This window comes from Acidilutibacter cellobiosedens, assembly GCF_004103715.1.
Lineage (GTDB): Bacteria > Bacillota > Clostridia > Tissierellales > Acidilutibacteraceae > Acidilutibacter > Acidilutibacter cellobiosedens.
Genome location: NZ_CP035282.1, coordinates 404691 through 416974, shown reverse-complemented (window position 1 = coordinate 416974; position 12284 = coordinate 404691). Strand labels below are relative to the sequence as shown.

The window sequence follows — 12284 nt, the reverse complement described above, 5'->3', positions numbered from 1 at the left end:
AATAATATATCTAAAATTAATATATTTTTTCTTTATATGTGTAAAGCCTATGCAATAGAATCTGCATCGGAATCCATACTTTGTTCCTTCAAGAATCTGTAATAATATCCCTTCTTTTCTACCAATTCCTCAAAGTTCCCTTTTTCCACTGCTTTCCCTTTATGTATTACATATATGATATCTGCATCTTTTATTGAGGATAATCTATGGGCTATTTCTATGACTGTCTTCTCTTTTAAGAATTCTTTCATGTTTTCGGATATTTTCTTTTGGGATATGCTGTCTAAGGCTGAGGTGGCTTCGTCAAATATTATTATCTTTGAATTGTTCAATATGGCTCTTACTATGGCTATTCTCTGTTTCTGTCCTCCTGACAGTTTTACTCCTCTTTCTCCTACTATTGTGTCAAATCCTTGGGGAAGATTTGAGATGAAGTTATAGATCCCCGCTTTTCTGCATAAATCTTCTACATAGCTCTTATCTTTATTTTTTTCTAAGGTTAAATTATTCATTATTGTATCGTCGAATAATAAAAGATCTTGGGTTACTATTGAGATCTCTTTTCTTATACTTTTCAGGTTGTATTCTTTTAATGGTATTCCGTCTATTGTTATGTTTCCTTCGTCCGCATCCCAAAGTCTGTACAGAAGTTTGATTATTGTTGTTTTTCCGCAGCCGCTTGATCCTACTAATGCTGTCGCTTTTCCGTTTTCAAATTTTAGGTTTATCTTGTCCAAGATTTTATTGTCTTTGTTATAGGAAAAGCTGACTTCGTTGAATGAGATGTTTCCTTTGAAGTCTTCGGTGCATCTTTTCCCTTTATTGTCTTGTTTTATGGTTATTGGTTCGTCTGTTATATTAAATACTCGGTTTATTGATACTGAAGATCTCTGTATTTTGGTGTTTGCGTTTATTATTTCCATGCAGGGCCCTATGAACATTCCTACATATTGCTGAAATGCAATGAGTTCACCGAAGGTCATTTCTTTGTTTATTATTTTGTATCCTCCGTATCCGTAGATTAATATTGTTATTAAGCTGCTTAAAAGTCTTCCCCAGGAGGAATTGCATGAAATGATAACGTCAAGTTTTACGAATTTCTTTATGATGTTTTTTTCTTTGTTTATATAGTTTTTAAAGAATTTAAAGATCGATTTTGTTATTACTACGTTCATTATGTTCGATATGTATTCTTCTATTATGTTTGATATGTTTCCTGCTTTGTTTCTTATTTCACTTATTCTTTCCGATATGATCTTATTGAATTTGAATTGGCTGAACATCAGAATGAATTGAAGTAATACAACTAAAATCAGCAGGCTTGATTCCATTTTTATTAGAAAGAATAAAGCCATGACGGCTGTGAAAATGTCTATTATTAATGAGAATAATACGTCAACTCCAAAACTTTCTATGGTGTATATGTCGTTTTCTATGGTGCTAAGTATATTCCCGGTTTTTATGTTTGTAAAATAATTCCCCGATAGTTTTGATATATGTTTTAGGATATTCATCTTCAAATTGATTGAGATTTTCTTCTGCATCTTGGAGTACATATACTGCAGTATTATATTAAGCATGGCTGTTATGAGGCTTATTAAACCGTATAATATTGCAAGTTTTATCAGTAATTTAATATTGCTCCCCTGTATGGCATCGTCGAGGATTCTCTTTATCAGCTGAGGCTGAAAAAGGCCCAATACTGATATGGAGAGCATTATGATAAAGTATATAAGCATAATGCCTTTACTGTTTTTTAACAATATTTTTAAAAACCTTTTTATGTTTTTCCTTTTGTTCATTTTTTCATCTCCATCATTATTTATGTTAATGGAAATTATATATTATCTTTTTGATATGATAAGGTCTTTGCTACAAGATCCGTTAGGGTTTCTATTGATATGAAATCATATCTTGATATATTGGGATAATCAAATTTAATATTAAATTCTCCTTCCAGTTTCTTTAATACTTCAAAGCAGTTATCATATGTTAATCCGATTTTCCTGCTGAAAAGGCCATATTCGTATATACCATCGGATTTATCTAATTTTAGTGCTTCTTTTACGGCATCCGCTGTCTTTAAAAGAATGGGACTGTTTTTGTCATATAAATTTTTCTTAAAGTCGGGGTACCTTTTGCTTGCTTGCAAATCCCTTTCTGTCCAGTTGTTTCTGCGAGCCATGATTTCGAGTTTGTCATTTAATGATTCAAATGTCATTTCCGGTTCTTCCGATAACATACGGGCAATCTTTCCCGTAAGTTTTCCTGCTGCCTGACTGTTGCATTTTCCGAACAGAGCATAAGAATTTCCTGGTTTGCAGTTCATATACGGGTTATTGTCCATGATGCACTGGATATCTTTATCTTTGCTGTACCAGAAAGAGTTTTCATCTTCCAATATAAAGCCCTTAACACCTATAACATTATCAAATGAAGCAGGATAACTTTTTTCAAATCCGTTTGCAAGGGAACATACAATTATCTTGCCTTTTTCTTTCAGCTTCCCGCATATTCCGTACAAGTCTTCCACTTCTTCATTTTCTATAACCGACAAGCTCAAATTTATAAGCCTGAAATTCTTATCCAAGAAATACTTTAAGGCTTCTTCTAATATCTGTATGTTTGTCCTTCCCATTTCATCAAGGACTTTCACCGCAAATATTTCCACATCCTTGAATTCTCTCTTTATAACGGAGGCACAGGAAGTCCCGTGGCCGTTCTCGTCTTCATAATTATCATCCGCCGTTATATATTCATCATCACAGCTAAAAGACATTCCTCCTATTATATTATCTTTCAGATATTCGTGATTTTTATCAACTCCCGTATCCATCAGTACTGCCTTTACTTTATTTTTCATATGTATCACCTTTGCTTACTATAAAACATCTATTGAATTTTTCCGTCTACTATAGAAATCACTCTCTCCGCTTTCTTAGCTATACTGGTATTGTGGGTTATAACTATCAGCGTTTGATTGAATTCTCTGCTGGACATTTCAAGAAGCTTCATTACTTCTTCAGTAGTTTTCGTATCCAAATTCCCCGTAGGTTCGTCTGCAAGTATTATACTTGGCTTTGCTGCCAACGCTCTTCCTATAGCCACTCTCTGCTGCTGCCCTCCTGAAAGCTGATTTGGAAAATGTTCTTGTCTTTCAGTGAGTCCCAAAAAATTTATCAGTTTATCTATATATTCTTTATCAGGTATTTTTTTATCAAGTCTTATTGGCAGCTCTATATTTTCTCTTGCATCTAATACGGATATTAAATTGTACTGCTGAAATACAAACCCTATATTTGTTCTTCTGTATTTAGCCAGCATATCCTCCGAAAATTTATATATATCATCACCGTTTATTTTAACGGTCCCTTCCGTTGGCCTGTCAAGGCCTCCCAAAAGATGAAGCAGAGTTGATTTCCCGCTTCCGCTGGGTCTGTTTATGCTAATCTAAAAATAGGTCAGCTGGCTCATTGAAAATTAGGTCACTTTCTTAAGAAAATATGGTATCCTTTCAGTATAAACTGGGAGGAGGAAGAGAAGGAAGTGATAAAATTGAATCAAAAACAAAAAATCATACTTAAACATATTGACGGTATGAGCAATCGAAGCATTGCCAGTGAGCTTCACATGAGCAAGGATACTGTAAATAAATATGTAAATGAGTATGAAAATCAAAAGCAAGAACTTTTAGCAAAAAATCCTGAAACAGATACAAAAGAATTAATTCAAGCAATTGTTGAAAAACCAAAATACAATTCTGAAAACAGAGGGCCAAACAAGGTAACATCTGAGATGATTGAAGTAATTGAAGAATGCTTAAAGGTTAATGAATGGAAGCGTGCTAACGGTATGTCAAAGCAGCAAATGAGAAAAATTGATATTCATGAATACTTGTTAAAGAAAAATTTTAATATTAGTTATTCATCAGTTAAAAGATTAGTTAAAACAATCGAGGATAGGCATCGTGAAGCTTTCATAAGACAAGAATATGTTCTTGGAGATGTATGTGAATTTGACTGGGGTACGGCAAAATTAGATATAGGGGGAGAAGGATATAAAGCTTATCAAATGGCAGTTTTTACTCCTGCTAAAAGCGGAATCAGATATTCAATGCTTTTTAAATCTCAAGATACTCCAGCATTTCAACAATCACATGCAGAATTTTTCTCATTTTGCAAAGGTAATTTTAGAACAATGGTCTATGATAATATGAGGGTTGCAGTTAAGAAATTTGTTGGATTGTTCGAAAAAGAGCCAACAAAAGCATTGACAGAATTATCAATATACTATGGATTCAACTTTAGGTTCACGAATATTGCAAAAGGCAATGAAAAGGGCCACGTTGAGAGAAGTGTAGAATATGTTAGAAGAAAAGTATTCAGTGAGCCGGGTAATGACAAATTCGACACTCTTGCAGAAGCAAACAAGTTTCTTTTTGAAGAATGTATGAAGCTTAATAATAAAGAAACATCTAACGGATTGGTGCCGATGGAAATCTTTAAAGAAGAGCAAAAACACTTGTTTCCTAACTTACCTAAGTTTGAAAGCAGTATTTATTCAGAAAACCGTGTTGACAAATATTCGACCGTAACGGTAAGTCAAAATCATTATTCTGTGCCGGATACATTAGTTGGTAAAATGGTAAAAGTGAAGATGTTTACAGATAAGATAATTATCTACTACGATAACAGCATTGTAGCTAAACATGACCGCAGTTTTAAACTGCATGACTGGAAAATTGAGATTCATCATTATCTTAGAACTCTACATAAAAAACCAGGTGCCCTCAAAGGAAGCACAGCACTGCTCCAAACGGACACCCAGATCAAATATATCTATGAACAGTATTATACCAAAGATGCCAAGACATTTCTACAAGTTTTAGAAATTATTTATGAAAAAGGAATCCATGCTGTGACAGAAGCTTTAAGGGAACTTGAAAAACTGTCACCAATGGATATGAGTGCTGATAAGGTTAAGGTGATTTGTGAAAGTAGAAAGGAAAAAGAAATTTGCGTTACTGTTCCATTAAATGATCATCTAACTGAAAAATCAAGGAGCACATTATCGATTTATGATAAACTTGCAGCACTCCAATCAAGAAAGCTTAACAAGGAGGCTGTATAGTATGAAGGTTAAATTAAATGAAGAGATTAAAGAATACTGTAATATATTGAAACTTAAAGGAATTAAAACTCACTATGAAGAAGTAATATCTGAAGCGGCTGATTATGAGGATTTTCTTCATAAGCTTTTAACTTATGAGATGGAAGAAAAGGATAAGCGTTCCATTGAATGTCGTATTCGAAATGCACATTTGCCTTACAGGCAATATATTGAAGATATTGAAATTGACTGTCTCCCAGTAGATATGCAGAAAAGACTTCCTGAGTTAGCAACACTTGATTTTATCGAAAAAGGCAAAAATATCATAATGACCGGTAACCCGGGAACCGGAAAAACTATGGTTAGTATTGCTTTAGCATTAAAGGCTTGCATGGCAGGTTATAAGGTTCTGTTCACGACAATTCCACTACTGGTTACTACATTGAAGGAAAGCAATAGCGCTAAGACCTTGAGATATTTTGAGAATAGATTTGAAAAATATGACCTTGTAGTGGCAGATGAACTTGGGTACACCTCGTTTGACCGGGAAGGGACAGATCTGCTGTTTAATAATCTTTCTTTAAGGGCAGCAAGGAAATCAACAATAATTACTTCTAACCTTTCATTTGAGCGTTGGATTGAGGTTTTCGGTGATCCGACAGTTACAAGTGCGATGATAGATAGACTTACTTACAAGGCAATTCTTGTCGACATGGAGGGTGATTCTTATCGGCTAAGAGAAACATTAAGAGAAAATGGTGCATCTATTAAATCTTTAACAGCTTAAAGTATTTGTGCCTTTGTACACAAATTTTAGAGGCACATTTATTTACAAGAAAGTGACCTAAAATTAAATGGTCTTTTGACCTAATTTTCGGTTGACAAATACAGGGTCCTATTATTGCTACAAATTCTCCTTTATCTACGCTCATATTTATATTTTTCAATGCATATACTCTATTTTCATCTTCTCCATAGATCTTATTTAAGTTTATAGTTTTTAGTACTTGCATAAATTAAATCCTCCTCATGATTTTCTACTTTATAATACTTAGGAAAGTACTTATGTAACCCCCAAGTCATCTAGAATATACTGATATCTGTGTGCTATTATACCTATCTCGTCTTTCTTATAACTCTTGAAGAAATGTGTGTAGACAAAATTCCAATAGACAAATTAATAACTATAATAACTATATACGCATTAAAATTAAAAATAAATTTGGGATTTACAAGAATCTGTCTTCCCTTAAGATAATTATAAATAAATATTTCCGCAATTACACTTGCAAGGCAAGTAATAATCGAACTTATCAAACCATAGAAAATTCCTTCATATCTTATCATGTTATTGAACTGTGTATTTGTAAGACCTACAGCTATCATCATATTAAATTCCTTCGCTCTTGATAAAAAATTGTGGTTTATCTCATTTATTACATTTATAAATGAGATAAGAAATACTACCAATACTATAGAATAAATAGAAATCTTTCTCTCTTCATTTAAAGTTTTTATATTCTCCCTTTCTTGACTATAGTCTAAGATATAGGAACCATTAATTTTGTTTATTTTTTCCAACAATTTTTCGTTAATTATTTCATGAGAAACATTTTTATATTTATTGATTTTTATCATTCTGTACTTATCACATTTTGTTAATTCGTAAAATTTATTAATTGGAATAATCACATCTATGCTATTATCCATAACATAATAAATATCTTTAGTAGGCAAAGTTGAAACTATTGCACCGACTTTTAATGTTTTATTGACATAGTCATTATGTTTTCCGGGTTCCCTAAAATTTTCTTCTCTCTGAGAAATCAAAACCCCATCTTTTTTAAATCTAATTTGGATTTCATCTCCTACCGATATATTACCTACATATCCATTTTTGCCTTTAGGCATATATATAATGACCTTATCTTCTTTTTCAAACATATTATCATCAAGTCTTCCCTCTACTAAATAGTCCTTAAGACTTTTAATCTGCTGATCTGTATATCCCCATAAATTATTTTCAAGAATATACTTATCTGAATATTTATCTTGTTTTATAATTCCCTTAAGCACCTCTTTATAATATCTGCTATTGTTTATATTATCAAAATACTCCATATCCGCTATGTCTTTTTTATCTAAAAGGAGCTGACCATACAGTTTCTGAATTGGTATTACCTCTTTTATTCCGTTGATATTCTCAATATCTTTTACATCTTTTTTGCTGAACCCTTGAAATAAGGGTATAACAGGATTAATAAATACTTCATAATCCGCGTTGAATTTTGAAGAGTTTTGTTTAATATCTATATTTCTGCTTATAGCATCATTATAAAAGTTTGCTGAAATAAATAATACTCCACCTAAACTCATTGATAAAACCATAGTCCAAAACTTTTTATTATTTTTAATAATATTACGGTTTATTATTTTATATGTAATATCCATATTATTTAAGCTTCTATGTTTTTTAATATTCCTTGTTTTTTTCTGCTCAAATCCTTCCGTTATTATATCTACTGCCGGTGTTTTCCATATAAAGCTTGATATCTTTGCAGTTGAAACAGTTATTGAAATCAGAGCTACCAATATGCTAACGACAAAGGACGAAATGGAAAAAACTATTTGTCCGCTGTTAATATAACTGTCAGTAAATAATCCCGTTGTAATCCTTTGTAATCCCCAAGCTCCCAAATATCCACCTATCGCACCTAATGGTATTGATATTATCAGAAGTCCAAACATCTCACAAAAAATAATTTTGAATATCTGACCTGACGTAGCTCCTACTGCTTTTATCATCCCATATTCTCTAATTCTTTTATACATGGAAATACTAAAAATGCTGTATATTATCATAGATGACAATACAACAACAAATAAAGAAACGATTACTATATCCCAATTTATATCATTAAGCTCACCCATAGCTTCCAGAAGTTCATAATTTATACTTATTTTATCTTTTTTAGCTTTTATAAGTTCGGTAAGTTCTTTAATCGATTTATTCAAATCAACTCCATCTTTAAATTCAATATAAACGTCCATAGGATGCTTTTTGTCAACCCTGTTAAGTCCATCTTGCTGCAGGTTCAATATTCCCACCGCATCCAATGCAGATTTCCCTCTGGGGCTATCACTCAAAATTCCTACCAGTTCAAATTCTTCTTCTCCTTTTGATTTCCCATTTATATTTTCTAAATTCATAGTTATCTTTTGATTCAATAAGGGTTTTAATCCAATATTGTATATAACCCACTTTTCCAACGCAATCTCCCCAGATTTTAAAGGGTATCTTCCTGAAATTATTTTTGAATTTCTGAAATTTATATATTCTTCATTAGCATTTAATAAATTCATATAAATTTTTTCTTTATAATTCCAAGATGCATAATATACATATACTCCCATAGATTTAATATTCTTGCTGTTCTTTTTTAACAGGTTTAACTGCTCTTTATCCAGCTCATCAAATCTTACATGGTATTTCCCCTCATATTTAACCTTTTCAACTTCTGCATTTTTAGCACTCAGCGAAAGAGTACTCATTCCTATAATTAAACTCATACTCAAAACTATGCTCAATATTATTGAAAACGACTCAGAAATGTTCTTCTTGATATACCTTAGTGCTAAAGATTTGTATGATTTCATTTGAAATCTCTCCTCCGCTTTCAGTATCTCTAAATAAATTTTTTATAAATATATTTTAGCTACTTACTACCAAAGAGATCAGCAAGTAATCATCTCTCATAAACTTATTTATACACAGCTAAAAGATATTCTCTTCTATTACATTATCTCTCAGATATTCGTGATTGTCATCAATTCTTATATCCATAAGTACACCTTTATTTTATTTTTCATATATGTCACTCTCGTAGTCGCTAAACATCTATTGAATTTCTCCGTCTACTATGGAAATCACTCTCTCTGCTTTCTTTGCTATACTGGTATTGTGGGTTATAACTATCAGCGTTTGATTGAATTCTCTGCTGGACATTTCAAGAAGTTCCATTACTTCTTCCGTAGTTTTCGTATCCAAATTCCCCGTAGGTTCGTCTGCAAGTATTATACTTGGCTTTGCCGCCAACGCCCTTCCTATAGCCACTCTCTGCTGCTGCCCTCCTGAAAGCTGATTTGGAAAATGTTCTTGTCTTTCAGTGAGTCCCAAAAAATTTATCAGTTTATCTATATATTCTTTATCAGGTATTTTTTTATCAAGTCTTATTGGCAGCTCTATATTTTCTCTTGCATCTAATACGGATATTAAATTGTACTGCTGAAATACAAACCCTATATTTGTTCTTCTGTATTTAGCCAGCATATCCTCCGAAAATTTATATATATCATCACCGTTTATTTTAACGGTCCCTTCCGTTGGCCTGTCAAGGCCTCCCAGAAGATGAAGCAGCGTTGATTTCCCGCTTCCGCTGGGTCCTATTATTGCTACAAATTCTCCTTTATCTACGCTCATATTTATATTTTTCAATGCATATACTCTATTTTCATCTTCTCCGTAAATCTTATTTAAGTTTACAGTTTTTAATATGGGCATAAATTAAACCCTCCTTTCATGAATTCTCTACTCCACAGCACTTATAGATTCGACTATCGATAATTTTTTTATCTTCCTTGACGGAATATAAGTAACTATATATCCTATGAATATATTCATACATACTGATAATATATAATTTCCCCACTGTATCGTAAACTGAGGATTTGTAAGTACAGGCTTTAAATGTTCAAATAATGTGACTTGTCCTATTAGTCCTCCCACAAACGACGTTATCCCCGATATTATCCCATACAGTATTCCCTCAAAGCCTATCATATTTTTAAATTCTCTGTCGGTCATTCCTATGGCTCTCATCATTCCAAATTCCTTTGATCTTGATGTCAGATTATAGCTTATGGTATTTAATATATTTATTACACTTATCAAAAACAAAATTGCAACTATAGCATATCTAAACGCGAATTCTCTATCCGTCGAAACTTGTTCTTCTTTTATCTCTTTATAAAAACTTCTTACAACCGTTCCCGGCGTTCTGCTTGATATTTTAACAATATCATCGTACAGTTTATTCTCATCTTCATTTTTTACCTTGTTTACATCTACTATTTGATAATTTTTAAATCCTGTCATCTCTTTAAATTTATCTTGAGATAATATAAGAGAACCGCATTCATCGGCATAAACATCCATATGCTGTGTGTTATCTTCTATTATTCCGCCTACGGTAAACTCCTTTTCTACATATTCTCCTTTATCTTCCATCTTAAAAAATTCCTCGCTTATTTCTCCATCTTTCCTAAATCTTATCTTTACTTTATCCCCCACTTTTATATTTAATGTTTTCATCCCTTTCATGCTCTCCATTCCCATTTCAATGCCGGGTTTGGGAATAAGTATTAATGCCGTGTCTCCTTTCTTCATCCTGTCAACGTCTATCTCACCTTCAGCAAGATAATCTTTAAGATCCTTCAAGCTGCTATCGTCATATCCAAATACAGTTTGTTTTAATGTATATCTTCCTTCTTTGTTTTTAGTCAGCAATCCTTTTAATACTGTTTTAATATAACCACTTTCATTTCGCCTTTTAAAATATTCGGGTATACCTATTTGATCTTTATCTATGGCCATTCGTGAATAAAGTACTTGAACCGATTTTCCTTCCTTTACTCCCTTTAATTTCTTTATCTCTTTTAGCTGTTCATCTGATATTCCTTCACTTAAATAATGGGGAAAATTAAGAGTTATCTTAAAATCACAGTTCATGCCGCTGTTTCGAAGGAATATCTCATCCTGTTTTTTGTATAAAACATTTTGGAAATTGCTTACTATAAATATAATACTTCCCAAGCTCATGCATATCACCGTGGTATAAAAGCCTTTTTTGTTTCTGAATATGTTTTTCAGCAATACAACTTTAGATATTCCAAACTGTTCAATTAACACTTTGTCATGAAATATGTTCTTATTTTTTATTTCTTCTTTATCTATATTTTTTCTTATTGCTTCTATGGATGATATCTTCTTTATGGTATAGAAAATCTTAAAGGATATGATAAGGATAACAGCAAAAATTACTGCAATAAACAGAAATATAGAACTTTTTGATATTATAATATGTTTTATATGAACCTGACCTTCTGTGAACAGTCCTCCGGACACTGAACTCAAAAGCCTTGCCGTAAGCAGACCTCCTGCCGTTCCAATCGGTATACTTATTAAAGATAGCAGGAAAAGCTCAAATAATACCAAATTAAATATCTGACGTGATGTGCCTCCCAATGCTTTTATTATTCCATAGTCCGATATTCTCTGAAGTATTGATATGTTGAATATGCTGTATATAACTATTCCGCCAACCAAAGCTAATATGAGTGCAAGTTTTATAACATCATAGTCTATATATTCACCTTTGCCTATAAGTTCTATAAGCATGGAATTCTTCCCGATTTTGTTTTTAGGTATACTAAGTTCTCCGGATAATCTATCTATATTTTTAAGTATGTTTGATTTTTCATCAAATTTTACATATGCATTAACTTCATTTAGGGACTCTTTGTCTAAAGCCAGATATCCTTCTGCTGCTCCCATAGATTTATTACTTGGTATGTCCTTCAATATTCCTACCACTGTATAAGTTTCTAATTCTTTTTTCTCACACAGCTTTATAGAAAATTTTTGACCGACAGTAGGCTTCATTTGAAGGTTTTTCATAACCCATTCTTCCAAAGCTATTTCCCCTACTTTAGACGGAAATCTTCCCTTTATTATCTTTGGGTCATACATGCTTATATAGTTTTGGTCTACTTTCTCTAAATTCATTGCTAATTTGAAATTCGGATCACTCCCACCGTAATAAGAAGACAAACCTATTTTCTCTACAGCTTTATTTTTTCGTATTATATCTAATTGATTCTTATTTATATCTTTATATGCTGCATGGAGGTCTCCAAGTTCTTTCCTTGTCTGGTTAATGTTTTCCTCCCTGGCACTTTTAGATAAAGTACCTACACCTATTATAAGAGATGCACTGAGGATCATGCTCAGTAATATTGCAACAGATCTGCTTCTGTATTTTTTTATGTAGGAAGGGGCTATTTTTAAATAACTTTTCATGCTCACCAACTCCTTTCTATATCCATGACCATTATAA

The 12284-nt window shown here is 32.4% G+C and carries 9 protein-coding genes; 2 read left to right on the top strand and 7 right to left on the bottom strand.

The genetic code is table 11. From position 1 onward, the window contains the following. Positions 1–47: 47 nt before the first annotated feature. From EQM13_RS02030 to EQM13_RS02020, 3 genes are read right to left on the bottom strand one after another with little or no spacing between them, the layout of a single operon-like run. Entirely contained in the window at positions 48–1802 is a 1755-nt protein-coding gene (locus tag EQM13_RS02030) for an ABC transporter ATP-binding protein (RefSeq protein WP_128751807.1), read from the bottom strand. A 35-nt stretch (positions 1803–1837) separates the two neighbouring features. Continuing rightward, positions 1838–2863 carry a S8 family serine peptidase gene (locus tag EQM13_RS02025; protein WP_128751806.1) on the bottom strand — a complete coding sequence of 342 codons (1026 nt, stop codon included), beginning with the start codon at positions 2861–2863 and terminating at the stop codon, positions 1838–1840. 29 nt (positions 2864–2892) lie between these two features. Continuing rightward, the gene (locus EQM13_RS02020; RefSeq protein WP_255417560.1) at positions 2893–3444 is read right to left on the bottom strand and encodes an ABC transporter ATP-binding protein; all 552 of its coding nucleotides are present in this window, start codon (positions 3442–3444) and stop codon (positions 2893–2895) included. Positions 3445–3546: 102 nt separating this feature from the next. On the opposite strand from EQM13_RS02020, the gene istA reads away from it, so the two are divergent. Together istA and istB are read left to right on the top strand one after the other, a co-directional pair. Continuing rightward, complete coding sequence (gene istA / locus EQM13_RS02015; protein ID WP_128751667.1) at positions 3547–5130, top strand: IS21 family transposase; 1584 nt, start codon at positions 3547–3549, stop codon at positions 5128–5130. A 1-nt stretch (position 5131) separates the two neighbouring features. Continuing rightward, positions 5132–5896: an IS21-like element helper ATPase IstB gene (gene istB, locus EQM13_RS02010; RefSeq protein WP_114217624.1), complete on the top strand. Its 765-nt coding sequence runs from the start codon at positions 5132–5134 to the stop codon at positions 5894–5896. Here istB and EQM13_RS18430 read toward each other — a convergent pair. The 4 genes from EQM13_RS18430 to EQM13_RS01990 all read right to left on the bottom strand — a co-directional run bounded on the left by EQM13_RS18430 (position 5877) and on the right by EQM13_RS01990 (position 12247). Then, positions 5877–6122 carry a hypothetical protein gene (locus EQM13_RS18430; protein WP_206172776.1) on the bottom strand — a complete coding sequence of 82 codons (246 nt, stop codon included), beginning with the start codon at positions 6120–6122 and terminating at the stop codon, positions 5877–5879. The genes istB and EQM13_RS18430 overlap by 20 nt on opposite strands. 103 nt (positions 6123–6225) lie before the next feature. Beyond that, entirely contained in the window at positions 6226–8766 is a 2541-nt protein-coding gene (locus tag EQM13_RS02000; protein WP_128751804.1) for an ABC transporter permease, read from the bottom strand. Between the two features lie 241 nt (positions 8767–9007). After that, the gene (locus EQM13_RS01995; RefSeq protein ID WP_128751803.1) at positions 9008–9670 is read right to left on the bottom strand and encodes an ABC transporter ATP-binding protein; all 663 of its coding nucleotides are present in this window, start codon (positions 9668–9670) and stop codon (positions 9008–9010) included. Positions 9671–9697: 27 nt separating this feature from the next. Then, positions 9698–12247, bottom strand: coding sequence for an ABC transporter permease (locus EQM13_RS01990; RefSeq protein ID WP_161567148.1), 2550 nt, complete (start codon positions 12245–12247; stop codon positions 9698–9700). Between the last annotated feature and the right edge of the window lie 37 nt (positions 12248–12284).

Bases quoted from the DNA above. Each gene is read 5' to 3' on its own strand.
- EQM13_RS01995 (WP_128751803.1), bottom strand. From the start codon at position 9,670: ATGCCCATATTAAAAACTGTAAACTTAAATAAGATTTACGGAGAAGAT.
- EQM13_RS18430 (WP_206172776.1), bottom strand. From the start codon at position 6,122: ATGCAAGTACTAAAAACTATAAACTTAAATAAGATCTATGGAGAAGAT.
- EQM13_RS02030 (WP_128751807.1), bottom strand. From the start codon at position 1,802: ATGAACAAAAGGAAAAACATAAAAAGGTTTTTAAAAATATTGTTAAAA.
- EQM13_RS02025 (WP_128751806.1), bottom strand. From the start codon at position 2,863: ATGAAAAATAAAGTAAAGGCAGTACTGATGGATACGGGAGTTGATAAA.
- EQM13_RS02000 (WP_128751804.1), bottom strand. From the start codon at position 8,766: ATGAAATCATACAAATCTTTAGCACTAAGGTATATCAAGAAGAACATT.
- istB (WP_114217624.1), top strand. From the start codon at position 5,132: ATGAAGGTTAAATTAAATGAAGAGATTAAAGAATACTGTAATATATTG.
- EQM13_RS01990 (WP_161567148.1), bottom strand. From the start codon at position 12,247: ATGAAAAGTTATTTAAAAATAGCCCCTTCCTACATAAAAAAATACAGA.